Origin of the sequence: Streptomyces capitiformicae (assembly GCF_002214185.1) — a bacterium.
Taxonomy (GTDB): Bacteria; Actinomycetota; Actinomycetes; order Streptomycetales; family Streptomycetaceae; genus Streptomyces; species Streptomyces capitiformicae.
In genome coordinates this window covers 1,401,567-1,427,530 of record NZ_CP022161.1, presented here as the reverse complement: position 1 = coordinate 1,427,530, position 25,964 = coordinate 1,401,567, and the positions used below count along the sequence as shown (strand labels likewise).

The window sequence follows — 25,964 nt, the reverse complement described above, 5'->3', positions numbered from 1 at the left end:
CACGCCCCTACCGTTCACCCGAACTCGGGTCCACCACAACCATGTGTACTGGCCCGTTCCACCAGCCGCGTCGACAACTCCGTGCGCGTGCTCTCCGGCCGCTCGCCCTCCATCATCCGTACGAGCAGGCGCAGTGCGGTCGAGGCCATCTCGGAGAGCGGCTGGCGGACCGTGGTCAGGGCCGGTGTCGCCCAGCGGGCCTCGGGAAGGTCGTCGAAACCGACCACGCTGATGTCGTCCGGCACCCTGAGCCCCCGCTCGGCCAGCGCCTCGTACACACCGAGCGCCATCCTGTCCGAGCAGACGAACACGGCGGTCGGTGGCTCGGGCAGGTCGAGCAGCTGGTGCATACGGAGGTGGGCGGTGGTCTCGACGAAGTTGCCGTAGCGGACGTACTCCGGCCGGTACGGGATCCCCGCGGCCGTGAGCGCCGAGCGGTAGCCGGCGACGCGGGCGCTGCTGCACAACTTGCGCCGGGACCCGGCGATCACGGCGACCCGCTCGTGCCCCAGGGCCAGCAGATGCTCGGTGGCGGTCATCCCGCCCTGCCAGTTGGCCGCGCCCACCGAGACCACGCCCGGCGGCGGTTCGAGTACGGGGTCGATCAGCACGAACGGGATGCGGTGCTGGGCGAGCCAGGAGTACTGGGCGGGAGACAGTTCGGCCAGGTTGAACAGCACCCCCGCCGAGCCCCGGGCCGTCAGTTTGTCGAACCAGCCGCGCTCGGGGCGGCCGCCGCGGGTCCGGGTCAGCCCGGCCGAGACCACCAACTCGAGCCCGGCGTCGTGTGCCGCCTGCTCGACACCGTGCAGCACCGCGCCCGACCAGGAACTCTCCAGCGAGTGGACCACCAGGTCGACCATGCGCGACGGCTTCGACGCCTCGAACCTGGGCCTGCGGACATAGCCGAGCCGGTCCAAGGCCTCGGTGACCCGGCGCCTGGTCTCCGGGGCCACGTCCTCGCGGCCGTTGACCACCTTCGAGGCCGTCGGCACGGACACCCCGGCCGCGCGCGCCACCACCGCCAGCGTCGGCCCGGCCGTCGCGCTTCCGCCACGCACCATCGCGACTCCACCTCTCAGGCCCCGTCCCGAGGGCCGGTGAAATTTTCGAATAGCAAGCGCTTCCTACGTTAAGGCCAACTCAAGACGGCGGGAAGAAGCGGTGATTCAAAGGACCGTCCAGGTCAAAACTTTCGAAACCTCGAACAAGAATCGCCCTTCTCGTCCTCACACCTCGGCCGGGCCGAATGTCGCCCGAAAGCCGCTGAAGTCCGCGGTGAACGCCGCGTTGACGAGATCCTGGGCGTGGATGCCCGCGAACGCGCCCGTGAAGCGCAGCTTGGAGCCGTAGTCGTCAGAGAGGCGGCTGAAGTCCAGGACCGGTCCGACATGGGTACGCCGGCCGTCGCGGAGGTACCAGAAGCGGGCCTCGGCGCCGTCGACGGTCGCTCCCAGAGTGATCGGTCGCCCTGGCTCGACCTCGACGACGGCCACCTGCCGGGCGCCCTCCTCGTCGCTCTCGACCAGGCTGAGCACAGTACGGCCGCCGCCCCGCCACTGCTGGCCCCGCTGGGGTTCGCCCTCCGGCTCGGCCCAGGTCAGGTCGAGGGTGAGGTACGAGGTGGTGTTGTACCAGAGCAGCAGACCGGCGGCCTCGGTGAAGGACCGGGGGTTCGCCTCGACCGTCACCTCCACCTCCGCCCGGTGCTCGGTGAGCCGCTGGGCCAACAGGCTCTGGTCCCACAGCGACTCGGGACCCTGCCGCCCACGCAACCGGATCCAGCCGGGCCGGGCGCCGGTGTCGGCCCAGGACGCGTCCGCCTCGGCCCGCAGACTGCTCCACGGCCAGGCCAGGCAGCCGTCGCCATCGGACGGCGTAACTGCGGGCGCCGCGCCCGTGACCGTCGGCACCTCCACCTCGACCGCCGGATGCCAACCCCCCTGCCGCAGCCGGGGCCAGCCGTCGTCGTCCCAGGCCACGGCCTGGACGGCGGTCTCCCGGCCGAGCGGACATCGCATGCCCTGCTCGGTGTGCAGCGGCCGGGCGGTGAGATGGCTGAGGAACCACTCGCCGTCCGGGGTCTCGACCAACTCGGCGTGGCCGGCCTTCTGGAGCGGCACCTTCGGATCGTCCCGGGTCGTCAGCAGAGGCAGATCGTCCAGTTCGTACGGGCCGGTCAGGGCGCGGCTGCGCGCCACGCGCACCCCGTGCTCGAAACCGGTGCCGCCCTCGGCGAGCACCAGGTAGAACCAGCCGTCGCGGACCAGCAGCTTCGGGCCCTCGACCAACTTGCCGTGCTGGAGCAGCAGATGGGTCCTGCCCAGCGGGCGCAGCGTGGCACGGTCCAGCTCCGTCAGGACGATCCCGTCGAACCGCTTGCCGCCCGGGCGGTGGTCGCTCTGCATGTTGAGCAGCCACAGCCGGCCCTCGTGGTGGAAGAGGGCGGGGTCGAAGCCGTGGCTCGCGACCCGCCTCGGCGCGGTCCACTCCGCGTCCACCGCCGAGGCCGTACTGACGTACGTGTCCAGGTCGAAGTACCGCGTGCCGACCGATCGCACGATCGTGTAGACGACCCAGAAACGCTCGCCGTCCCAGCTCAGCGACGGCGCCCAGATGCCCGCCGAGTCGGGGACGCCCGCCAGGGAGCCGCCCGGGACAGCGCCGCGTACATGGCCGGCGTATTCCCAGGTCGCCAGGTCCCTGGAGCGGTGCAGCGGGATCGTCGGGAACCACTCGAACGAGCTGGTGGCGACGTAGTACCAGTCGTCGACGCGGATCAGCGAGGGGTCCGGGGCGAAGCCGCGGATGACGGGGTTGCGCGCCAGGGTCACGTCAACGCTCCCAGACGTCGGTCACTTGAGGGATCCCCAGGGCGGTCACTCGCAGGGCTGCCGGAGCGGCGGTCACTTGAGTGCCCCCATCGTGACGCCCGTCCGCCAGTAGCGGCGCATCGCGACCATCATGATGGCCATCGGGATGATGGACAGCAGCGCGCCGGTCAGGACGAGGCTGGTCAGGTCGATGCCGGACTCCGACCGCTTGCCGGTCCAGTTGTACAGGCCCAGGTTGAGGGTCCAGTTCTCCTGGCCGCGCAGCACGGTCAGGGGGAGGAAGAACGCGTTCCAGGTGTTGACGAAGGCGAGCAGGAACACCGTCGCGCCGCCCGTGGTCATCATCCGCAGCACGATGCTGAAGAAGATCCGCAGCTCACCGGCGCCGTCGATGCGGGCCGCCTCAAGGAGTTCGAACGGAATAGTGGCCTCGGTGTAGACCTTGGCCAGATACACGCTGAACGGGTTGATCAAGCAGGGGATCAGCATGGCCCAGGGGGTGTCGACCAGGCCGATCTTCGAGAACATCAGATACAGCGGCAGTGTGAGCAGGGCGATCGGGATCAGGAAGGAACCCACCACGGCCGCGAAGACCACACCCCGGCCGGGGAAATCGAAGCGGGCCAGGCCGTAGCCGGTCGCGAGGGCGATGAGCGTGCCGCCGAGGGAGCCGACACCGGCGTACAGGAACGAGTTGGCGGTCCAGCGCAGGAAGATGCCGTCCTCGTACGTGAACACCTGCTGCAGGTTCTCCCACAGGTGGAAGTCGGAGAACCACAGGCCGTTGCTCTGGTACAGGCCGACCCGGTCCTTGGTCGCGGCGATGATCAGCCAGTACACCGGGAACAGGCTGTAGGCGCCGGCCAGGACCAGACCGAGGAGGAGGAACCGCTGCCCGCCCCGTGAACGGGCAGCGGGGTCCGGGCGGGTACGCCAGCGGACGGCGCCCCCGCGGGATGGCCCGGCAGCGGTTTCCGCGCCGTTCTTCTTGCCGTTCTTCTCGCCGTTCTCCTTGCGGTTTTCTGTCAGCGCCATCAGTCCGCCTCCCTCGAGGTCAGCCGGTAGAAGAGGAAGGACGCGACACCGAGCATCAGGGCGAGCAGCACAGACAGAGCCGCGGCGTAGTGGTAGTTGGCGGCGTTGAACGCCTGGTTGTAGATGATCATGATCGGGGTGAAGCTGTCGCTGATCGTCTCAGGGGTCACGTTGCGGAACAGCGCGGGCTCGTTGAAGATCTGCAGCATCTGGATGATCGACAGCAGAGCGGTCAGGACGAGCGCGCCGCGCACGAACGGGACCTTGATGCTCAGCGCGATCCGCAGCTCCGAGGCACCGTCAAGGCGCGCGGCCTCGAACAGCTCGCGGGGCACGCCCTGGAGCGCCGAGTAGATGATCACCATGTTGTAGCCGATGCCGTGCCAGGTCAGCAGGTTGCCGATGGCCGGCCACACCATCGAGGGGTCGAAGAAGTTCCAGTCGAACCCGAACAGCTCGCCGAGCGGTGTCAGGGGGCCAACCTCGGGGCTGTACAGGTTGATCCACACGATGGCCGCGACCACGCCGGGGATCATGTACGGGACCAACAGCATGATCCGGAACCGGCCGGCCACCTTCGAGGTGACCGCGTCCAGGAAGAGGGCCAGCACCAGGCTGACGAGCAGCATGAACGGGATCTGGACGCAGGCGAACAGCACCACCCTGAGGATGGAGGTCATGAACGCCGAGTCGGTCAGGCCCTGCTGGTAGTTCTCCAGCCCGACGAACTCCGTGGTCGCGCCGCCGAGCCCCAGCCCGGACTGCTTCTGCAGAAACAGCGACTGGTGGATCGCGTAGCCGATCGGAAGCAGGTAGAGAAAGACGAAGCCGAGCTGGAAGGGCACCGTGAACGCGGCACCCTTCCAGCGCAGTGAGCGAATCATCGGGTCTGCCTCAGCCCTTGACGTTGATGCCGCGCTGCTTCAGGTCGTTGACCGTCCACTCCTGCATGTGCGCGAGGAGGTCGGTGACCTTCTGCTCCTTGCTGACGACCTTGGCCCACTCGTCCTGCATCTGCGTGAACATCGCGGTCCAGTTCGGGCCGAAGGCCCAGTCGCTGGTGACGGTGGACAGGCTGTCCGTCACGACCTTCTTGGCCGGCTCGTAGTTCTCGCCGAGCAGCTTCTCCGAGATCGCCTCGGAGACGTACGACTCGCTGTCGGCCAGCGCCGGCATCACACCGCTGCCGGTCTCCGGGCTCGCCATGGTCTTGACCGCACCGGTGTCGGTCGACATCCACAGCGCCGCCTCGGCGGCCTGCTCCTTGTGCTTGCACTGCTCGCTCACCAGCGTCAGGTTGCCGCTCTGGTTGGTGCCGGCCGGCGTCTTGGGGGCCTCGCCCTTGTACGTCGGCCAGGGGGCGAGCGCCCAGTCGCCGAAGGACTTGGTGAAGTTCTGCACCATGCCGGACATCTGCCAGGTGGAGATCTGCCGGGTCGCGGTGGCGCCGGTGTCGAAGCTGCGCTGCACGGCCGCGTAGTCGGCGAAGGACAACTTGGCGTTCAGGTCGTTGTCGATGATCTCCTGGATCACCTCCGCGGCCTTGAGGCTGCCCTCGTCCTGGAAGTTCACCACCCAGGAGTCGCCCTCGACGGAGTACCAGTGGGCTCCGGCCTGCATGGCGAGCACCTCCAGGGTGCTCGGGTCCTCACCGGCGTAGTTGGTGATCTTGATGTCGTGCTTCTTCAGCACCTTGCCCGCGGCGATGAAGTCGTCCCATGTCTCCGGCGCCTTCAGGCCGTACTTCTCGAAGATGTCGGTGCGGTAGATGGTGAAGGCGGGCGCCGAGGCGGTGGGCACGCCGTAGGCCTTGCCCTGAACCTGGCCGACGGCCCACGAGCCGGGGTTGAACTTGTCCTTGCTGGACTCGACGTACTCCGTGATGTCGGCCAGGGCGCCCTGCGAGACCCAGCTCGTGACGTACTCGCCGGTGTTCTGCAGCAGGCAGGGAGCGTTGCCGGCCTTGACGGCGTTGGTCAGCTGCTTCTGCATGGTCAGCTGGTCGGTGACCTTCGTGTACTTGAGCTGGACGTCCTTGTGGCCGGCGTTGAACGCCTTGACGACGGCTTCCTGGCCGTTGGCCCAGCCCCAGAAGTCGAGGGTGACCGGACCCGAGGAATCGGCAGGGGAGTCGTCAGCGGAGTCGGATCCGCCACACGCGGAGAGCAGACCTGTGAGCGCCAGACCCGCGACAGCGATGCGGGCGAACCTTCTCCGGGGGCTGGTGGAGTTCATCGTACGGTCATCCTTCGAGACGTAGACGAGCGCGGAGGCTGGAAAGAGCGAGGGGCGGCTCGGTGGGGCGACGGCGAGCGAGGCGGACCGTCAGCTCGCGTCTCGGACCCCTGCGGAAGGCGTAGTAAACGGTTGCTGTGAAACGTAGGGTGGCCTGATCGGCTCACGCAAGGGTGCGAAGAGAAATTGTTACGCGGGCTTGTCCCTGGGGTTGCGGGAAGATGCGGGTCGCTGCGTCCGGCGAGGCTGGAGGACGTGCAGGTCAGGGTGGGGATGGGCAGCGCGAAGGCCGCCGCGGGAGCGGGGTTCGCGGCGGCCTTGAAGCCTGAAAACGCTTACGTAACTCTACTCATGGGAGATGACCCACTGCCTCAGCCGACAAGGCGACCCGGACCCCACAGTCGCCGGAGCCGGGCCGGGCTAGCCCGGCCCGGGCCGGGTTGTGGGGGGATTGGCAGATTCGTCTCGCCTTCACCTCGCCCATACGCCGCAAGGCGGACATTTCATCGAGACGAAACTGCCAATTACCGCCTGCCGATTGCCGCCCGCCGAGTGTCGGCTAGTCCCCAGCGCCGGCCCTCACGTCCCACCGCGCCATGTCCCTCAGCCAAGCGTCCGCCGAGCTGTCCGACGGGGCGCGCCAGTCGCCTCGCGGTGACAGGGCGCCGCCGGCCAGGACCTTCGGGCCGTTCGGCATGGCCGAGCGCTTGAACTGGGCGAAGCCGAAGAAGCGGCGGCAGAAGGCGTCCAGCCAGTGCCAGATCTCCGGCAGGTCGTACGCCGTCCGCTCGGCCTCCGGGAACCCCGGAGGCCACGCGCCGGCCTCCTTGTCCCGCCAGGCGTGCCAGGCCAGGAAACCGATCTTCGACGGGCGGAGGCCGTGGCGGAGTACGTGGTAGAGGGTGAAGTCGTGCAGCGCGTACGGGCCGATCTTGGACTCGGTGGACTGCAACTCCTCGCCCGGTACGAGTTCCGGGCTGATCTCCGTGTCGAGGATCGCGGCCAGCGTCTTGTTGGTCTCGTCCCCGAACTGACCGCTGCTGATGACCCAGCGGATGAGGTGCTGGATGAGGGTCTTCGGGACGCCGGAGTTGACGTTGTAGTGGCTCATCTGGTCGCCGACGCCGTACGTGCACCAGCCGAGCGCCAGCTCGGAGAGGTCGCCGGTGCCGAGGACGATGCCGCCGCGCTGGTTGGCCAGGCGGAAGAGGTAGTCCGTGCGCAGGCCGGCCTGGACGTTCTCGAAGGTGACGTCGTACACCGGCTCACCGGACGAGAAGGGGTGGCCCATCTCCTGGAGCATGAGCCGGGCCGTCGGCGTGATGTCCAGCTCGGCCGCCGTCACACCGAGCGAACGCATCAGTTTGTGGGCGTTGCCCTTGGTGTGTTCGCCGGTCGCGAAGCCGGGCAGGGTGAAGGCCAGGATGTCGCTGCGGGGGCGGCCCGCGCGGTCCATGGCCCGGGCCGCGACGATCAGGGCGTGGGTGGAGTCCAGGCCGCCCGAGACGCCGATGACGATCTTCGGGTTGCCGATCGCCGCCAGTCGCTGCTGGAGGGCCGCGACCTGGATGTTGTAGGCCTCGTAGCAGTCCTGGGCGAGGCGTGAGGGGTCGGCGGGTACGAAGGGGAAACGTTCCACCCGGCGGCGCAGGCCGAGGTCGGTCCTGGGCGGGTCGAGCCGGAACGACACCTGGCGGAAGTCGTTGGTGCGCGCGGCGTGGGTACGGCGGTTGTCGTCGAACGTGCCCATGCGGGCGCGGGCCTGGCGCAGCAGGTCGAGGTCGATGTCGGCCACCGCGTACTGGTCGCCCTGCGGGAAGCGGTCGGTCTCGGCCAGGAGGACACCGTCCTCGTAGATCATGGTCTGGCCGTCCCAGGACAGGTCGGTGCTCGACTCGCCCAGTCCGGCCGCCGCGTAGACGTACGCGGCGAGACAGCGCGCGGACGCCGATCGGCACAGCAGCCGCCGGTCCTCGGCCCGGCCGACCGTGATCGGGCTGCCCGAGAGGTTGACCAGGACGGTCGCCCCGGCGAGCGCCGCCTCGGTGCTCGGCGGCACCGGCACCCACATGTCCTCGCAGATCTCCGCGTGCAGGACGAGCCCGGGTACGTCCTCGGCGGCGAAGAGCAGGTTCGTGCCGAACGGTACGGTCGCGCCGCCTATCCGGATCGTCCCGCCGCGTTCGTCGTCGCCCGAGGCGATCTGGCGGCGCTCGTAGAACTCGCGGTAGTTCGGCACGTAGGACTTGGGCGCGATGCCGAGGATCCGCCCCCGGTGCACGACCACCGCGCAGTTGTAGACACGGTTGCGGTGGCGCAGCGGCGCGCCGACGACGAGGACCGTCAGCAGCTCCGCCGAGCCGGCGACGACGGCCTGGAGCGCCTCCTCGACCTCGTCGAGCAGCGTGTCCTGGAGGAGCAGGTCCTCGATCGAGTAGCCGGACAGGCACATCTCGGGGAAGACGGCGACGGCGACCCCGTCCTGCGCGCACTGCCGCCCCTGACGTAGGACCGCCTCCGCGTTGGCGGGCGGGTCGGCGATCGCCGCGTGGCCCGTGCACGCGGCGACTCGCGCGAAGCCGTGCTGATAGATCGACCTGAAGTTCACGATGTGCTGACCGGCCTTTCGAAGAACGTCTCCAGTACCACCGTCGCACGGGTCCCGCTCACGCCGTCGATCGCGTAGAGCCGCCGCAGGACGTCCTGCAACTGCTCCGTGGTGGCCGTGCGCACCTTCACCAGGACCGAGGCGGTGCCCGCGATGACATGGGCCTCCTGAATCTCGGGGACGGCGGCGAAGGACTCACTGGCGTCCCCCAGCCAGGCCGACGACTCGACCATGACGAACGCGAGGACACCCCGCCCGAGAGCGGCCGGGTCGACATCGACGGTCGTGTGCCGGATGACACCGCGCTCACGGAGCTTGCGTACGCGGTCATGTGCCGCGCCGGCCGACAGTCCGACCGCCCTGCCCAGCACCGCGTAGGCCTGAGTGGCGTCCCGCTGAAGCTCCGCGAGCAACGCCCTGTCGATGTCGTCCACGATCCCGTTGACCGTACTCATGCGCTCACCATATACGGTTCGGGTGTGGCGTGATCACTTCGAATAGGGTTCGGCCTATTGGCTCGGTGGGCGCACGGACTGGCGTACGACCACGTGCGTGCCGAGGACCAGATGGTCGGCGTCCCCGACCCGGCGGCGGCCGCTCTCCCGGCGGTCGGCGACGGCGCGCAGGGCGGCGCGGCCCATCTCCTCGTAGGGGACGTGGACGGTGGTGAGCTGCGGCGTGAGCTGGGAGGCGAGAGGAATGTCGTCGTAGCCGACGACGGAGACGTCCTCGGGGACGCGCAGGCCCGCCGCGCGCAGCGCCTGAGCGGCACCGGCGGCGACCACGTCCGTCCCCGCGAGGACCGCCGTGAACGCCGCCCCCTGCCGCAGGCTCTCCTCGACGGCGTCGTACCCGTGCTCGTAGTCGTACGGGCCGTGCCGCACCATTCCGGGATCGAGCGGCACGCCGTACGCCTCGAAGGCTCGCTGGGCACCCTTCAACCGGCCCTGGGCGGTGGTGAGTTCGGCGTGCCCCGGCAGGACGAGGACGCGGCGGTGGCCGGCTGACAGCAGATGGCTCGCCATGGCGTAGGCGCCGCCCTCGTTGTCGTAGTCGACCGTGGTCGCCGGGACCTCGCCCTCCAGCGGGGGCCGGCCCACCAGAACGAGGTGGGAGTCGGCGGCGTCCAGGGAGCGGGCGAAACGGGCCATCCGCAGCTGGTACTCGTCGTAGTCGTACGCGCCGCCGAGCAGGATCACCGCGGCCACGCCCTGCTGGCGCATCAGGTTCACCAGCGCGAGCTCCCGCTCCGGATCGTCCCCGGTGGTGCCGACCAGGGTGAGCCAGCCGCGCAGCGAGGCCGCGCTCTCGACGCCCTTGGCGACATGGGTGAAGGCCGCGCCGGTGATGTTGTTGATGAGGATGGCCACCGTCGGGGTGCCGCCGCCGGCCAGGGAGCGGGCGTGGGCGTTGGTGACGTAGTCCAGGTCCCGGACCACCTTCATCACCCGGCGGCGCAGCTCGTCGGAGACCGGGTAGTTGCCGGACAGGACGCGGGAGACGCTGGCGACCGAGACACCGGCCCGTTGCGCCACATCCCGGATGGTGGCCCGGCCGGAGTCACCCGACGCCTTGCGTTGACTCACCGTGCGGCTCCTTCGGCATCAAGGTTCCCCACCGGGCAGGGGACGAAGCTCGGGCCCGGTGCCGGGCGCTGTAGCAGGCCCGTCCCATGGGTGGGGGAACCGTATCCCATTGTTTCCCGGAGGGTTTCCGGAAGGCGGGGGCGGCGGCGAGGAAGCTCACGGCGGTGGTGCGCCGGGCGGACGACGGGAGGGTCGCGGCGGTGGTGCGTCGGCCGGACCAGGGGGCGCCCGGCTCCACGGCAGCCCGGCCGCCGCGGAGCAGCCCACCGTCACCTCCGCGGCCAGGGGTATCGCCCCTACCACCCACGTCAGCGGCGTGTCCACGCCCCCCGGCACCGCGGCGAGCGACGGCAACGGCGGCAGGGAGGTGGCGGCCGTTGCCGCCATGGCCGAGGGCCCAGCGGTGTGCCCGGCGCCCGGGACGGTCCCCGGGTCGAGTGCCGGGGGTGCGGTTCAGGCGACCCTCGCCAGGTCCGTGTGCCGTACCTGGTGGGCCGGTGGCAGGCCCGCGGCGAGGCGTTCGAGTTCTTCGACGACGGTACGGCCGAGACGCTCCAGCTCGTTGCCGAGTGAGCCCGCGATGTGCGGGGTGAGGAAGACGTTGGGGAGGTGGTAGAGCGGGGATCCGGCGGGCAGCGGCTCGGGTTCGGTGACGTCCAGGATCGCGTTCAGCCGGCCGGAGAGCAGCTCGTCGGTGAGCGCCTCCGGATCGACCAGCGCGCCTCGGGAGGTGTTGATGAGGACGCCGCCGTCCCTGATCAGGGCGAGTCTGCCGCGGTCGAGCATGCGGTACGTCTCCGGGATGTCGGGGGCGTGCAGGCTGACGATGTCGCTGGTCCGCAACAGGTCGTCCAGGGCCATCGGTTGGGCACCGAGCGCGGCGGCACCCGCGGGGTCGACGTACGGGTCGTAGAGCGAGACGGCGAAGTCGAACGGGCGGAGCAGTTCCAGGAGCCGGCGGCCGACACGCGAGGCCCCGATGACGCCCACCCGGCGGCCGACGTTGCCGATGGCCGCGGTCTTGGCGGGGGAGGGGTAGGCGTGCGTCTGCCGGAAGCGCTCGCGGTGGTCGAACGTCTCCTTGCCTGCCAGCAGGATCATCGCGAGCGTGTACTCGGCGACCGGCAGCGCGTTGCCGGCCACCGCGCTGGAGACGGAGATCCCGCCCTTCCACAGCGCCTCGCCGACCAGCGCGCGGACCGAGCCCGCGGCGTGCAGCACGGTGGTCAGCCGGGGCGCCGCCGCCAGGACGTCCGCGTCGAGGTGCGGGCAGCCCCAGCCGGTTATCAGCACCTCGGCCCCGGCCAACGCCGACGCGACGGCGGGATCGGCGAAGTCCCGTACGACGAGCTCGGGATCGATCTCGGCGACCTGCCGCAGCCGCGCCATGAGCGACGGCGGGAACAGCAGGGGGAGGTGCACCGGATCCATGGCGAACACGGCTCGCGGCGACTGGGCGCTGGGCATGACTCTCCTGGGTGCGATGGGTGCGATGGGTGCGATGGGTGCGATGGGTGCGATGGGTCAGGGCCGCGGGGGGTGTGGGAGCAGGCGGCTCGGGAACAGTTTCAGAAAACGTCTTCTACCGTAAGTCGAGGGCCCGGGTGGGTCAATCGTCGTGATCGGACGGCATGTGCGGCTTGACTCGCCCTGTATGGCGCTTTCAAGGCTGGGGGTGGGGTGCGCCGTGTCCCGTAATCGGTTACTCCGTCCTTGAGAAGCCGGTTCCCCCAGAGCAAATCGCCCCACGCCTCGGATGGTGCGCGGAGTTTTCGAAAATTGGCCGAGACTCTTGACGTGGTTTCCGGACAGGAACAAGCTCTGCCTCGTTCCCCCGATAGAAACCGGTTGTTGCGCTGAAGGTGAGGCGTCCAATGCACAGCCCTGCCGGTTCTCCCCCGAGCCGCCGATTCCTGGCCCTCGCCGCGGGCGGTGCCGTGAGCGGTGCCGTGGTGCTGATCGTCACCGCTACCGCGCTGCTCACGTCGTTCGACGCCGAAGGGCTGCCGGACGGCCTCGACGTCGACAAGAAGACGGGCCTGATCTCCGGCGCCCCGAAGGTCCCCGGCACCTACACCGTCACCGTCTCCGCCACGAACACCGTGGGCACGGCGACCAAGTCCCTCACGCTCACCGTGCAGCACCCGTAAGACCAGGAGACACCCGTGCTTCCTCTCAGCCGACGGTCGTTCCTCGGCGCGACGGGACTCACGGCCGTGGCCGGGGCCGGACTGCTGTCCGCCTCCGCCACGGCCGCCTGGGCCCGGACCGCCACCGAAGCGGCCTTCACCTTCAGACACCCCGGCCTCCTGCACTCAAGGGACGACCTGGACCGGATGAAGGCCGCGGTCGCCGCCAAGGAGTCCCCGGTCCACGACGGCTACCTGGCGTTCTCCGCCCACGCCCGGTCGAAGTCGACGTACACGATCCAGAACACCGGCCAGATCACCTCGTGGGGACGGGGCCCCACCAACTTCCAGAACCAGGCCGTCGCCGACTCGGCCGCCGCCTACCAGAACGCCCTCATGTGGTGCGTCACCGGCGACCGCGCCCACGCCGACAAGGCCCGCGACATCCTCAACGTCTGGGCGAGGTCGCTCACCGCGATCACCGGCGCCGACGGCCCGCTCGGCGCCGGACTCCAGGCGTTCAAGTTCGTCAACGCGGCCGAACTGCTCCGCCACACCGGCTACGACGGCTGGACGGCCCACGACATCACACGCTGCGAGCGGTCCTTCCTGGACGTCTGGTATCCGGCGGTCTCCGGTTACATGCTGTACGCCAACGGCAACTGGGACCTGACCGCCATTCAGACGATCCTGGCCATCGGAGTGTTCTGCGAGGAGCCCACCCTCTTCGAGGACGCCCTGCGGTTCACCGCGGCCGGCGCGGGCAACGGCAGCGTCCGGGGCCGTATCGTCACCGCCGGCGGCCAGGGCCAGGAGTCCGGCCGCGACCAGGGCCACGAGCAACTCGCCGTCGGGCTGATGGGCGACGCCGCGCAGGTCGCCTGGAACCAGGGTGTCGACCTGTGGGGCTACGACGGCAACCGCATCCTCGCGAACGCCGAGTACGCCGCCCGCTACAACCTCGGCGGCGACGTCCCCTTCACCCCCGACCTGGACCGCACCGGCAAGTACATCAAGACCACCGTCTCCGCGAAGGTCCGCGGCAACCTGCCGCCGATCTACGAGATGTACTACGCCCACTACGCCGGCGTACGCGGCCTGGACACCCCGTACACCAAGGCCGCCGTCTTCCGTGGCACCGGCGGCGCCCGGGTCGTCGAGGGCAGCAACGACGACCTGCCCAGCTTCGGCACCTTCGCCTACGCCGGGGCCAAGGCCCCCGCGCCGACCGCGCCCACGGCACCGGCGGGCGTCACCGCGGTGGGGGAGGACAAGGCCGTCACCATCGCCTGGCTGCCGTCCGCCTGGGCGGGCGAGTACACCGTCCGGCGGGCCGACCGCCCCGAGGGCCCGTACGACGAGATCGCCTCCGGCGTCGACCGGCCGACGTACACCGACGACGGTGTCCGCCCGGGGCGTACCTATTACTACCAGGTCACCGCCGCCAACTCCCAGGGTGAGAGCGGGAGTTCGGGGTGGGCGTCGGCCACCGCCGGCCTTCCCGAACCCTGGTCGACCCAGGACATCGGGGACGTGAAGCGGGCCGGGTCCGCCGTCTTCGACGGCCGGCGGTTCGTGCTGGAAGCGAGCGGTACGGCGGACACCTACCGGATGGCCCACCTGCCGCTGCACGGCGACGGCACCGTCACCGCGCGGATCGTGTTCCCGCTCAGCTCCCAGTACTCCAAGATCGGTGTCACCCTCCGCGACTCCCTCCACGCGGCCGCCCCGCACGCGTCGATGCTGATCCAGGGCCTGCCGCTGCACACCTGGAGCGGGGTGTGGACGGTACGTCCGTCGGCCGGAGCGGCGATCTCCGCCACCGGCAGCACCCCCGTGCCGCCCACCCAGCAGCAGGCGATCACGACCGCCGCGTCCTTCCCGATCTCCGACCTCGGCGCCCTGCCCGAGTCGGCGACGCCGCTTCAAGCCCCGTATGTCGAGGGCGCGGGCGACGGCTACCGGCTGCGCATGCCGTACTGGGTGCGCGTGACCCGCAGGGGCCGCCGCTGCACCGGCGCGATCTCCCCGGACGGCGTCCGCTGGACCGAGGTCGGCACCACCGAGGTCGACCTGGGGCGCACCGCGTACGCGGGACTCGCCCTGACCTCCTGCCTCGGCGTCGACGAGGAGTACGCCGAGACCGGCACCGGCGCCTTCGACAACGTCACCGTCACCTCGTCGGCCCATGGCGACGTGTGGAGCACCCCGCGCCCCCGGTACACCGCGACCGACCTGCAGGCCTCCGCCGGGCCCGACGCGGTGCGGCTGGCCTGGACAGATCCGGACCTCTCGGGCCGCTACAAGGTGCTGCGGGCCACCGACGCGGACGGCCCGTACGTGACCCTCGCGACCGGCGTCGGCCCGGTCGGGTTCGGCACCCGCATCCGGTACACGGACGCCACGGGCGAGCCCGGCACGACATACCACTACGCCGTCGCCAAGACCGACAGCGGCGGCCGGGGCCCGCTGTCACAGCCCGCCACCGCGACCATGCCGACCCCCTCCGTACCCGAACTCACCTCCACCACCGCTGTGTTCGCCAACATGGGCGTCGCCCTGCGGCACCTGCTGCGGGCCACACACGAGCCCGTACGGTTCACCGCCGACGGACTGCCCGACGGCCTCAGCCTCGACAGACGCACCGGCGTCGTCTCCGGAACCCCCACCCGGAGCGGCGAGTTCACCGTCACCACCACCGCGGGCAACGCCGCCGGGGAAACGACGGGCACTGTGAAGCTCACGGTCGGCGCCCCGCCGCCCGACCCCTGGACGTACGGCGACCTCGGCGACGTGGTCCTCGACGAGCGGGAGTTCGGCACCTTCGGTGTGGTGACCGTCCGTACCCCCGGCAGCACGGCCTACGAGGACGGGACCTTCGTCGTCCGCGGTGCCGGGACCGATCTGACCGTCAACAACCAGGGAATGACAGGGCAGTTCGTACGCCGGCTCGTCACCGGTGACTGCGAGATCACCGCCCGGCTCGACTCCCGCGAGGGCGCGAGCGGCGACCGGGTCGGGCTGCTGATGGCCAAGTCCCTGTCGCCGTTCGACCAGGCGGCCGGGGCGATCGTCACCGGCGGGACCGCCGCCCAGCTCATGCTCCGTACGACCGTGGCGGGACGGTCGGCCTTCACGGGCAACGCCACGGTCACCACCCCCTGCCTGCTGCGGCTGAAGCGCACCGGGACCGCCTTCGCCGCAGCGGTGTCCACCGATGGTGGCGTCACCTTCACCCCCCTCGCCGAGGGACATCTCCCCGGCTTCGGTGACGCCCCCTACCACGTGGGCCTCGTGGTCTGCTCCCGCAGCCCGCTGGTCCACAGCACCACGCGATTCAGCGAGGTGAGCGTCATCCCCATGTAGATCCTCCAGGATTGGAGACGCGCCATGAGCCGCACGTCCCCCCACACCACGCACGGCGACGACGGCGAGCTGAGACGCCGCGGTCTGCTCCGGACCGCCGGCGGCCTCACCGCCGCTCTCGCCCTCGGCAGTGCCTTCGCCGCCTCCACGGCGGACGCCGCCCCCGCCACCTTCACCCACCCGGGCATGCTGCACGCCTACGGCGAACTCAACCGCGCCAAGTTCCACGTCGCCGCCGGTAACAACCCGTGGCTGTCCGGCTGGAACCGCCTGACCGCCAACTCCCACTCCGCGAGCACCTGGACACCGAGGCCACAGGCCACGATCATCCGCGGTGGCACGGGCGAGAACTACACCATCCTGTACAACGACATCCACGCCGCCTACCAGAACGCCCTGCGCTGGCAGATCGCCGGGACCAGGGCGAACGGTGACGCGGCCGTCAGGATCCTCAACGCCTGGTCGTCCACCCTCACCAGCGTCACGGGCAACGCGGACCGCTTCCTGGCCGCCGGGATCTACGGCTACCAGTTCGCCAACGTCGCCGAACTCGTGCGCGGCTACAGGGGGTTCGACCTGGAGCGGTTCAAGAGGATGATGCTCAACGTCTTCTACCCGCTCAACAACCAGTTCCTGAGCAACCACAACGACGCCTGCATCACCAACTACTGGGCCAACTGGGACCTGTGCAACATGAACTCGATCCTCGCGATCGGGATCCTGTGCGACGACGGCGCCAAGTACGACCGGGCCGTGAACTACTTCAAGAACGGCGCCGGCAACGGCGCCATCCGCAAGGCGGTCCCCTTCGTGTACGACAGCGAGGGCCTCGCCCAGTGGCAGGAGTCCGGCCGCGACCAGGGGCACGTCATGATGGGCATGGGCCAGATGGGTGCCTTCTGCGAGATGGCCTGGAACCAGGGCGATGACCTGTACGGCTACGACAACAACAGGTTCATGAAGGCCGCCCAGTACGTCGCGAAGTACAACCTCGGCGAGAACGTGCCCTTCACGACGTACACCTGGGGCAGCGGCCAGAACTGCGCCCAGCAGACCCACACGGTGATCTCCTCCGCGAGCCGGGGACAGCTCCGCCCGGTGTGGGACATCCTCCACTACCACTACGCACGGCGACGGGGTCTGTCCGTCCCGTACATCACCCGCATGGCCGAGCGAGTCCGCCCCGAGGGCGGCGGCGGGGACTACGGCTCCACCAGCGGCGGCTTCGACCAGACGGGCTTCGGCACCCTGCTGTACGCCAAATAGCCGCAGAACCGGAATACCGGGAAGGGATGTGGTGCTGTGGTGTGAACGACGGTTCTCGCGTGGTGTGAGGAGCTGCGCATATGACGGCAGACCGGCAGGGCCCCGTGGTCAGGACGCCGTACGGGGACGTACGCGGCAGCTACGAGGACGGAGAGGCATGTCGGATCGCGGTGTTCCGCGGCATCCCGTACGCGGCGCCGCCCTTCGGTTCCCGCCGGTTCCGGCCGCCGGAGCCGCCCGAGCCCTGGGCGGGGGTGCGGGACGCCGTCGCGTTCGGGCCGACGCCGCCGAAACCGCCGTACTCGGAGGCGTTCGCCCGCTATCTGTCGGACCCCGTCGTGCCGGGTGACGACTGCCTCAACCTCAACGTGTGGACACCGGAGCCGGGCCGAGGGGGCCGGCTCCCCGTCATGGTCTGGATCCACGGCGGCGCGCTCACCCGCGGCTCGTCGGCGGTCCCGGTGTACGACGGCAGCCGCTTCGCACACGACGGCGTGGTCTTCGTCTCCCTCAACTACCGGCTGGGCGTGGAGGGTTACGGCCTCTTCCCGGACGCGCCGCCCAACAACGGACTGAGGGACCAGCTGGCCGCGCTGGAGTGGGTGCGGGAGTCGATCGCCGAGTTCGGCGGTGACCCGGACCGGGTCACGGTCGCCGGCCAGTCGGCGGGTGCCATCAGCATCGGCGCCCTGCTGGCCGCCCCGCGCGCACGCGGGCTGTTCCGGCGGGCCGTGCTGCAGAGCGGGCCGCCGGAGGCCCTGGACCGGGACAAGGTGCGCCGCATGGTGCGCCGGATGGCCACCCGCCTGAAGGTCCCGGCCACCGCCGCGGCCTTCGCCGCCGTGGACCGTTCCGCGCTGGCCGAGGCCCAGGCCGAGGTCGGCCGCCTCAGCAGCCCCGTACTGGGCGGCCCCGCCTTCGGCATCGTCGTCGACGGCGACCTGCTGCCGTACGACCCCCTGGAGGCCCTGGTCGAGCACGGCATGGCCCGGGACATCGACCTCCTCATGGGCTGGACCACCGACGAGCACCGACTCTGGCTGGTCCCCGGCGGCCTCCTCGACCGTTTCGACCGCCTCGGCGCGGTGGCCCTGGCCGGCGCCCGCGCCCGCTGCCACTGCGGCCCCGACGTGCCCCGCGGCTACCGCGAACTCCACCCCGGCAAGGGCACCGCCGACCTCGTCGGCCAACTCGTCACCGACCACCTCCTCCGCGTCCCCCTGCACCGCGTCGCCGACGCCCGCATCGGCCAAGCCCCCTCCTATGTCTACGAGTTCGCCTGGCCCTCCAACCTCCCCGCCCTCGGCTCCTGCCACGCCCTGGAACTCGGTTTCGTCTTCGACACCGGCGACACCCCCGCCGCCGCGAAGCTCGCCGGCGAGGACGCCCCCCACGCCCTCGCCACCGCCATGCACGACGCGTGGGTGCGTTTCGCGACGCACGGTGACCCCGGCTGGGTCCCGTGGGACGCCACCCACCCGGTCCGCGTCTTCGACGCCCCGGCCGACGGCGAGGTCGTGCACGGCCCGTACGACCGCGAACTGGCCCTCTGGGACGCGGACAACAGAAGACCCCGCAGGCCCCAGGGCTCCGGCGCCTTCATCACCTCCGGCGGAACACCCCGCGCGGCCCTGCGCCGCTTCCGCCGCGCCTTGTAGCCCCGGCCCTGAGACCACTGGTCCACACAGGCTGAGGGGCGAAGCCCCAGAAGCCCCAGAAGTCCCCCTGCCCCTACGACCTCACAGCCCCCACGGAATCCCGCACCACCACATGCGTCCCCAGCAAAAGATGCTCGTCGGACGACGACCCGCGCTCCCGCCCCAGTGCGGTCCGCACCGCAAGCCGCCCCAACTCCGCGTACGGCACATGCACCGTGGTGAGCGCCGGATGCAGATCCCGGGCGAACGGAATGTCGTCGTACCCGACCAGTGAAACGTCCCCCGGTACCGTCAACCCGGCCTCGTGCAGCGCGGTCAGCGCGCCGGCCGCGACCATGTCGGTCGCGGCCATCACCGCCGTGAACTCCAGCGCGGCGTCCAGCGCCTGCCGCATCAGCCGGTACCCGGAGTCCCGCGTGAAGTCGCCGGTCAGCCGCAGCGCGGGATCCGTCTCGACGCCCCGCGCCCGATGTGCGGCCAGATAGCCCCGCTCGCGGCCCTGCGCGGTGGTGTGGTCCGGCTTGCCGCCGAGGAACAGGATCCGTCGGTGGCCCTGGGTCAGGACGTGCGAGCACAGGGCGTAGGCGCCGCCCTCGTTGTCGTACTCGATGACCGTGACCGGCGCGCCGGGGTCCAGCGGCGGCCGTCCGCACAGCACGAGCCGTGACCCGGCGGCGGCGAGTGCGTCCGCGACATGGGCGGTACGCGCGCGGTACTCGGGCGTGTCCGCGCCCCCGCCGACCAGGATCACGGCGGCGGCTCGCTGCGCCCGCATCGTCTCGACGAAGTCCAGCTCGTGCTGGGCGTCACCGTCGGTGCTGCACACCAGGCAGAGATGGCCGAGCCGGGTCGCCTCGCGTTCCACGCCGTGCGCCATGAGCGCGAAGGAGGGGCCGGTGATGTCGTCGAGGACGAACCCGAGGGTGGGAGTGCCGACGCCCGCGACCGCCTTGGCCCGGGCGTCGGCGACGTAGTCGAGGTCGCGGACCGCTCGCATGACGCGGGTGCGGGTGGTGGCGCTCACCGGGTAGACGCCGCCGAGCACGCGCGACACCGTCGCCGCAGAGACCCCGGCGCGTGCGGCCACGTCCCGGATCGTGCTGCGGCTGCCGTTGTCGGCGCTCTTCCTCGTCATGGCCCGCCCCTGTCCAGCAACCGGTTTCCCCGCAAGGAGGCTAACAGCGGACCCTGCGCCTTTCGCCCCCGTCGCCCTCATCCGGTTGTCTGAGCGAGGACGGTTTCACGTACCCGATCGCGGAGTACCGGGGGGAGGCGGGGCACCGGGAACTGCGTGGGTCACGTCCGAGGCGCGGGCATCGCGTCGCACGGGGTTGTCGCAGATGTCGCACTGCCCGATGTGGCGGGTGATGCGCTTGCGCATGAGCACGGTCATGGTGCCGTCCCAGCCGTCCAGTATCCGGGCCAGCTCGGCGCAGTCCCTCCGCCCGTGGTGGGCCAGGATCACCGCCGTCACGGCGTTCTCGAACTGTTGCCGTGCTCGGGACAGCAGCGCATGCGCATGGTTGCGCGGTATCCCCAGCGCCGCGGCCACGTCGGCACCGTCCAGATCCTGGCGTACCGACAGTTCCAGCACCTCGCGATCACGCGAGTTGAGCCCTTCGAAGGCCTCCCAGACCAGAGTCCGGATCTCCTCGGCACGCAGGCGCGCACCGAGGTCGACAGCCTCGTCGACCGGCTCGTCGGCTTCTTCGAGCGGGGTGGTGCGGCCCTTGGCGCGCAGCTGGTGCCGGCATTCGTTGCGGGCGATCGCGTAGAGCCATGGGCGTAGCCGCTGAGGGTCTCGCAGCTGGTCGATGCGCTTGCCGGCGAGGACGAAGGTGTCCTGCAAGGCATCGGCGGCGGCGTCGCTGTTGTGAAGGACTGAACGGCAGTAGCCATAGATCTGACCTGCGTAGGCGTCGTATGCCGCTGCCAGCCCCCGGGGGTCCCCGGCCCGGATCGCGGCCACCATCGTGCGGTCGTCCATATAGGCGACAGTAGAACAAAATAGGCATATTTCAAGGAAAAGAGGTGCCGGAAAGGTGTTGGCATGTGCTGCCGTCGCGGCTCTTGTAAGGCGAGCGCGGGGCATCGGGCCCCGCCTGCTGAAGGAGTCCGCATGCATCAGTCGCCTGGCGCCGCCGCCCGGTCGTCCCGTCCAGCCCAGTCGTCACGTCCCGCCCTGTCGTCCCGCGAGCGGCAGATCCTGCGGCACCTGGCAGAGGGATGCACCTATGCCGGAACGGCACGCCGGATCGGTATCTCCGTGCACACCGTTGACGGCTATCTCCGCCGGATCCGCGCCAAGACCGGCGTGCACACCCAGGCGGAACTGATCCGGCTGGCGTTGATGCTCGGGCTGTGACCTCCTGCGGGGCAGCCTCAGGTGCCGGCCGCGAGGAACTGTTCGGCCCAGATGGTCTTGCCGACGGGGTCATGACGGGTACCCCATCGGTGGGCGAGCTGGGCGACCAACAGCAGGCCCCGACCCCCTTCGTCGAACAGCCGGGCGCGCCGCAGGTGCGGGGCGGTGCTGCTGGCGTCGAAAACCTCGCTGATCAGGATGTCGTTGTCGTGAATCAGCCGCAGCTGTATGGGCGGTCGGCCGTAGCGAATGGCGTTGGTGACCAGTTCACTGACGATCAGTTCGGCGATCATGGCGGCGTCGTCCAGTCTCCAGGCGGCCAGTTGCTCGGTGGCATGGTGCCTGGCCTGGGCGACGATCGAGGGGTCGCTGGCCAGGTCCCAGACGGCGACCTGGTCGGCGTGCAGCGCCCGGGTACGGGCGATGAGCAGGGCGATGTCGTCATCGAGGCGGTCGGTCAGCACCGCCGCGAGGACCCTGTCGCAGACCGTCTCCACTCGCGTGGCGGGGCGGGACAGGGCAGTGAACATCCTGTCCAGGGCTTCGTCGATGTCATGGTCGCGGGGCTGGAGCAGACCGTCGGTGAACAGGGCGAGGAGGCTGCCCTCCGGCAGTTCGGTCTCCATGGTCTCGAAGGGCAGACCGCCCAGGCCCAGCGGCGGGCCGGCCGGGACATCGAGGAAGTACACCGTGCCGTCGGGGGTGACCACGGCGGGCGGGGGGTGGCCGGCCCGGGCGAGGGTGCAGCGGCGTGAGACCGGGTCGTAGACCGCGTACAGGCACGTGGTGCCGATGCCTCCGGCGGTCTCGGGGGTGCCTTCCCTGTCGCCCTCCTCGGCGGACAGGTGCAGGACGAGGTCGTCGAGGTGGGTGAGCAGCTCGTCGGGCGGCAGGTCGACATCGGCCAGGGTGCGCACCGCGGTGCGCAGCCGACCCATGGTGGCCGAGGCACGGATGCCGTGGCCGACGACGTCGCCGACGGCGAGGGCCACCCGTGCGCCGGACAGCGGAATCACATCGAACCAGTCGCCCCCCACGCCGGCGCGGGTCGCGGCGGGCAGATAGCGGGAGGCGACCTCCAGAGCCGCCTGCACGGGCAGCGTCCGCGGCAGCAGGCTGCTCTGCAGCGTCATGGTGGTGGTGCGCGGGCGGGGGTGCAGACCGGCTTCGTGGATGCTGACGGCCGCTTGGGCGGTGAGTTCCTCGGCCTGCAGCAGGTCCTCCGGTTCGAAGGGCTCGGGGCGCCGGTTACGGCCGAAGAACGCCACGCCGATGACGGTGCCGTGCGCCCGCATCGGCACCACGATCATCGAGTGTGTTCCGGACCGGCGGATCCATGCGGCTGCCGGGTCCTGCTGGACCCACTGGGCGATACCGGCCTCGGCCGTGTCGTACAGGGCACCGCTGCCCTGGGCCAGGCATCTGGCCGGGGGAGACAGCACCGGGTAGGCGGTCGTCCCCGCCGGCAGTCCCAGGGACTCAGGGCTGTCATCGAGGACCGAGCGCACAGCGACACGACGCACGGTCACCGGCTCCGACGGAGAGAAGGGGAGTGCCTCCACCCGGTAGGGGGCGCCCTGCAGGAGGTCGACGACGGTGAGGTCCGCCAGCCGGGGCACAGCGGTGTCTGCCAGTTCCCGCGCGGTACGGGTGATGTCCGAGCTGGTGCCGATGCGGGTATCGGTGTCGGGGACTGTGTCGTTCGGCAGGAGCGTTCGCGCCTGGGTGAAGTACTCCTGCTCGTGGTGCGCCGTCAGGCACACGGCGCGTACCCGGCCGTCCGGGTCCCTCAACGGGGCAAGCGTGGCCGAACAGTTCTGCCACGCGTTGACACCCACGGGATGAAGACAGGGCTCCACCCGCTGCGACTGGCCGGTTTTCACCACCAGCCGCATTCTCTTCTCGACCTCGTCGTTCTCCGGGCACGGCGCGATCTCCGGCAGACGCAGCCCGAGCATCTGCCGTGCCTCCATGGACAGCGCGCCCTCCATGCCCGCGTTCGCGCGCACCAGCCGCAAGTCGGTGTCGAACACCCCCATGGGGCAAGGGGCTTGAACGAACGTCCACTCCGCCAGCGCCTCACCCCGGAGCGTATGCGCCGGGTCCGCCACCGCGCACAGCACGAGCCACTCGGCTTTCCCGTCGCTCCCCTGTCGGTGGTGCGCGAGCAGCCCCAGCCGCAGCCGGTGGCCGTCGCTGTGCCGCAGCGTCACCGTGCCGTTGAGGCGTTCCTGCCCCGCCGCCGCCCGCCGCACCCGCTCGCCGACGTCATCGGCGAGCAGCCCGGCAGCGGGAGACCCCACCACCTGCGCGGACGCATACCCCAGCAGCCGCCGGGCCTCCTCACTCCACCCCGTCACAAGGCCGTGTTCGTCGATGATGGCCGTGGCCGTGTAGGCCGGCTCCCCAGCGGCCTGTGCCTCGTCAAGCCGCTCCCCGGGATGGGTGCGTCGCTCCATCACCGCTCACCTCACGCCTGCTGATTTCGTATCCGCTTCCCACGGGAACCCGCACGGCCAGCGCCCTCCTCACCAGCATCGACCTGCGGTCCACCGAGCACCAACGCAGCACGTCGACCAGGGGGAACGGCGGGGGACGGGCTCGGGGAGGATGTCAAGCCCCGGCATTACGGGACTACCCCCGCCTCCTCTCCTCACGGAAAGTCGAGTCAACGAATTCGGCATCACCGCCGATTCGGAAAGCCTCCCGATTTCGCGAGGAGTTACCCATGTCCAGAGCAATGTCACATCGTGCCATCGCGAGTGTCCTCGGGACGCTCATGATGGCGACAGCGGTATCGCAAGTGCAGGCGTCTGCGGCACAGCCACAGCCCGTGCCGCTCCCGAATCCGACCAAGCAGGCGACCGCGCAGTGGACACTGAAATTCTCCGGTCCCTCCCATACCAACGTGCCGTTCGCGCTCTACAACCAGCGCGAGAAGGACCATCTCTACTACAAGAAGCGCCCGATAGGGGTCGACCTCAAGTGGAGCAAGTACGCGAAGACCGAGTGGAAGTTCATGAAGTGCGGTAGCCCGGGGACTTCCAGCCCGATCCGCTACGATCAGCAACTCGCCCTCTACAACACTTCGTACAAGCAGTATCTGGTCTACCAGAAGCGGGGTCTTGGGCGCGGCATCAATCTGGGCTGGTCGAAGAAGCTGGACACAAAGACGTGCCAGTGGGTGGTGCACGGCGGCAGGGCTGGAAAGCCCCTGGGCCCATCGCCGGTCAGGAATGTGATGCTCTTCAACACAGTGGAGCGGGACTATCTCATCAACAAGTGGCGCCCGGCAGGGGTCAACCTGCGCTGGTACAGGTACGGCGTCGAGGACCAGATCTGGGACCTGGTCAAGAAGGGAGTCTGCGCGGCGTCGGTCGTGAGCGACAAGGCCAAGGGGGCTTGCGCGGCTCTCAAGGCGCTGGAGGAATTCCAGAAGGCCATGGGGTACTCCCATACGAATCCGAAGCCTCCGTCCACCCCGAAACCGACGTCCACCACGAAGCCGCCGTCCAAGGTGTGACCACCTCGGCGCCCCATTCGGCGACCCAAGAACGCGCCCTCCGGTCCGGCCCGGACCGGAGGGCGCGTTCGCGTAACCGCACGTCACGGCACGGCGGCCGGTGCTGCGCATATGTCTCGCCCGACGTCAAGCCCCGAAGTCTCGGGACTGCACTTCTCGCCTGCTGCCTGTAACGATGGAAAAGTCATCGAAAGGACATGACGAAAATGAAACCTACTTTTCTTCGCCGTTGCGCTCTGCCAACGCTACTTCGACACGGAGAGCAATCCCTGGAGTATCTACACGGAACGGTATTTCCAGCGCGCGAAGGATAAGGACGCGGGACAGCGGAAGGGCCAGGTCTTCGGTCCGCCAGGTCTTATGTCGATCCCGCAAGCGACCGAGACAGGCCGGTCAATGTACATACATGGATGTACGTGAAGTAATCAGAAAGGAGCGAAAATTTGACGGCCGCCATTTCCTTTTCCGGGCTGACCAAGCGCTACGGCCCCTGGACCGCGATCGAGGACGTGACCTTCTCCGTCCAGTTCGGTGAGATCACCGGATTCTTCGGGCCGGATGGCGCCGGGAAGACGACCTGCCTGCGGATACTGGCCGGTCTGGTAGCCCCGGACCGCGGAACAGCTACCGTACTCGGTAAACCCATCGCGGAACTCCCGGGCTCGGCCCGGCGGGTAGGGGTGGCTCTCGACACCGCCGACGCACACCCCGCGCTCACGGGCCGCCGGCACTTGCTGCTGGCCGCCGCCGAGGCGGGTGTCCCGGCTCGGCGGGTGGACGAAGTCCTGGCAGTGACCGACATCGAGGACGTCGCGGGGGAGAGGGTCGGAACGTACTCCCGGTTCGCACGCCATCGCCTGGGCCTCGCCACCGCACTGCTCGGTGACCCGCGCGTTCTCATCCTCGATGAGCCCGCAGCCGGCCTGGACCCGCAAGGCGTCCGTTGGCTGCGGACTCTGCTGCGGGACCTGGCCGATGAGGGATGCGCTGTGCTGTTGTCGAGCCGTGCCCTGGCCGAGGTGGAGCAGACCGCGGACCACGTGATCGTGCTGCGCAAGCGGATCCTCTTCACCGGCCCCGTCGAGGCCCTGCGCCGCCGTTCCTGCCCCGCCGGAGGCGCGCTGCGGGTGCGTACCTCGGACGACGCCCGCATGGCCGCCGAGTTGGCCTCCTCCGCGGGCGACATCCGGTCGGAGACGGCACATGGCGTGCTCGTCCAGGGGACCGGCGCCGAGACGATCCTGGCCACAGCCGCGGCCATCGGTGTCGAGGTGTTCGAACTGGGCGAACCGGTCGCGAGCCTGGAGGAGGAGTTCTGCCGACTCCTCGACGACACCGCTCCCGGACGTGCCCGGTGAA

General features: G+C 69.9%; 19 protein-coding genes. 7 read left to right on the top strand and 12 right to left on the bottom strand.

The genetic code is table 11. The features are described from left to right. Positions 1 to 14: 14 nt before the first annotated feature. The 9 genes from CES90_RS06360 to CES90_RS06320 form a co-directional block, all read right to left on the bottom strand. Positions 15 to 1,064, bottom strand: a complete 1,050-nt coding sequence (locus tag CES90_RS06360) for a LacI family DNA-binding transcriptional regulator (RefSeq protein ID WP_189780375.1) — start codon at positions 1,062 to 1,064, stop codon at positions 15 to 17. Between the two features lie 165 nt (positions 1,065 to 1,229). Further along, positions 1,230 to 2,834 carry a family 43 glycosylhydrolase gene (locus CES90_RS06355; RefSeq protein WP_189780374.1) on the bottom strand — a complete coding sequence of 535 codons (1,605 nt, stop codon included), beginning with the start codon at positions 2,832 to 2,834 and terminating at the stop codon, positions 1,230 to 1,232. A gap of 72 nt (positions 2,835 to 2,906) precedes the next feature. Then, on the bottom strand, positions 2,907 to 3,869 hold the full coding sequence (locus CES90_RS06350) for a carbohydrate ABC transporter permease (RefSeq protein ID WP_189780373.1): 963 nt from the start codon (positions 3,867 to 3,869) through the stop codon (positions 2,907 to 2,909). Continuing rightward, complete coding sequence (locus tag CES90_RS06345) at positions 3,869 to 4,753, bottom strand: carbohydrate ABC transporter permease (protein ID WP_189780372.1); 885 nt, start codon at positions 4,751 to 4,753, stop codon at positions 3,869 to 3,871. Before CES90_RS06345 ends, CES90_RS06350 begins: the two co-directional genes overlap by 1 nt. 10 nt (positions 4,754 to 4,763) lie before the next feature. Beyond that, the gene (locus CES90_RS06340; protein WP_189780371.1) at positions 4,764 to 6,104 is read right to left on the bottom strand and encodes an ABC transporter substrate-binding protein; all 1,341 of its coding nucleotides are present in this window, start codon (positions 6,102 to 6,104) and stop codon (positions 4,764 to 4,766) included. Between the two features lie 559 nt (positions 6,105 to 6,663). After that, a complete protein-coding gene (locus CES90_RS06335; RefSeq protein WP_189780370.1) occupies positions 6,664 to 8,712 on the bottom strand; it encodes an NAD(+) synthase in 2,049 nt (682 codons plus the stop codon). Further along, positions 8,709 to 9,146, bottom strand: a complete 438-nt coding sequence (locus CES90_RS06330; RefSeq protein WP_189780694.1) for an Lrp/AsnC family transcriptional regulator — start codon at positions 9,144 to 9,146, stop codon at positions 8,709 to 8,711. The genes CES90_RS06335 and CES90_RS06330 overlap by 4 nt, the downstream gene beginning before the upstream one ends. A gap of 75 nt (positions 9,147 to 9,221) precedes the next feature. Next, on the bottom strand, positions 9,222 to 10,298 hold the full coding sequence (locus CES90_RS06325; protein ID WP_189780369.1) for a LacI family DNA-binding transcriptional regulator: 1,077 nt from the start codon (positions 10,296 to 10,298) through the stop codon (positions 9,222 to 9,224). 453 nt (positions 10,299 to 10,751) lie between these two features. Continuing rightward, the gene (locus CES90_RS06320) at positions 10,752 to 11,765 is read right to left on the bottom strand and encodes a hydroxyacid dehydrogenase (RefSeq protein ID WP_189780368.1); all 1,014 of its coding nucleotides are present in this window, start codon (positions 11,763 to 11,765) and stop codon (positions 10,752 to 10,754) included. Between the two features lie 407 nt (positions 11,766 to 12,172). Between CES90_RS06320 and CES90_RS06315 the strand changes: the two genes are divergently transcribed. The 4 genes from CES90_RS06315 to CES90_RS06300 all read left to right on the top strand — a co-directional run bounded on the left by CES90_RS06315 (position 12,173) and on the right by CES90_RS06300 (position 18,717). Continuing rightward, positions 12,173 to 12,448 carry a putative Ig domain-containing protein gene (locus tag CES90_RS06315; protein ID WP_189780367.1) on the top strand — a complete coding sequence of 92 codons (276 nt, stop codon included), beginning with the start codon at positions 12,173 to 12,175 and terminating at the stop codon, positions 12,446 to 12,448. Between the two features lie 15 nt (positions 12,449 to 12,463). Continuing rightward, entirely contained in the window at positions 12,464 to 15,793 is a 3,330-nt protein-coding gene (locus CES90_RS06310) for an alginate lyase family protein (RefSeq protein ID WP_189780366.1), read from the top strand. Between the two features lie 24 nt (positions 15,794 to 15,817). After that, positions 15,818 to 17,059, top strand: a complete 1,242-nt coding sequence (locus CES90_RS06305; protein ID WP_189780365.1) for an alginate lyase family protein — start codon at positions 15,818 to 15,820, stop codon at positions 17,057 to 17,059. An 80-nt stretch (positions 17,060 to 17,139) separates the two neighbouring features. Then, positions 17,140 to 18,717, top strand: coding sequence for a carboxylesterase/lipase family protein (locus CES90_RS06300; protein ID WP_189780364.1), 1,578 nt, complete (start codon positions 17,140 to 17,142; stop codon positions 18,715 to 18,717). 73 nt (positions 18,718 to 18,790) lie between these two features. Here the strand turns inward: CES90_RS06300 and CES90_RS06295 are convergent, their stop codons facing one another. Beyond that, positions 18,791 to 19,852, bottom strand: a complete 1,062-nt coding sequence (locus tag CES90_RS06295; RefSeq protein WP_189780363.1) for a LacI family DNA-binding transcriptional regulator — start codon at positions 19,850 to 19,852, stop codon at positions 18,791 to 18,793. Between the two features lie 105 nt (positions 19,853 to 19,957). After that, on the bottom strand, positions 19,958 to 20,704 hold the full coding sequence (locus tag CES90_RS06290; RefSeq protein ID WP_189780362.1) for an RNA polymerase sigma factor: 747 nt from the start codon (positions 20,702 to 20,704) through the stop codon (positions 19,958 to 19,960). Between the two features lie 132 nt (positions 20,705 to 20,836). On the opposite strand from CES90_RS06290, the gene CES90_RS06285 reads away from it, so the two are divergent. Beyond that, complete coding sequence (locus CES90_RS06285) at positions 20,837 to 21,082, top strand: response regulator transcription factor (RefSeq protein ID WP_189780361.1); 246 nt, start codon at positions 20,837 to 20,839, stop codon at positions 21,080 to 21,082. Between the two features lie 17 nt (positions 21,083 to 21,099). On the opposite strand, the gene CES90_RS06280 is transcribed toward CES90_RS06285, so the two are convergent. Beyond that, positions 21,100 to 23,541 carry a SpoIIE family protein phosphatase gene (locus CES90_RS06280; protein WP_189780360.1) on the bottom strand — a complete coding sequence of 814 codons (2,442 nt, stop codon included), beginning with the start codon at positions 23,539 to 23,541 and terminating at the stop codon, positions 21,100 to 21,102. A gap of 374 nt (positions 23,542 to 23,915) precedes the next feature. Between CES90_RS06280 and CES90_RS06275 the strand changes: the two genes are divergently transcribed. Both CES90_RS06275 and CES90_RS06270 read left to right on the top strand, forming a co-directional pair. Beyond that, positions 23,916 to 24,605, top strand: a complete 690-nt coding sequence (locus CES90_RS06275) for a hypothetical protein (protein WP_189780359.1) — start codon at positions 23,916 to 23,918, stop codon at positions 24,603 to 24,605. Positions 24,606 to 25,048: 443 nt separating this feature from the next. Further along, positions 25,049 to 25,963: an ABC transporter ATP-binding protein gene (locus CES90_RS06270; protein WP_189780358.1), complete on the top strand. Its 915-nt coding sequence runs from the start codon at positions 25,049 to 25,051 to the stop codon at positions 25,961 to 25,963. The last annotated feature ends 1 nt before the right edge of the window (position 25,964 follow it).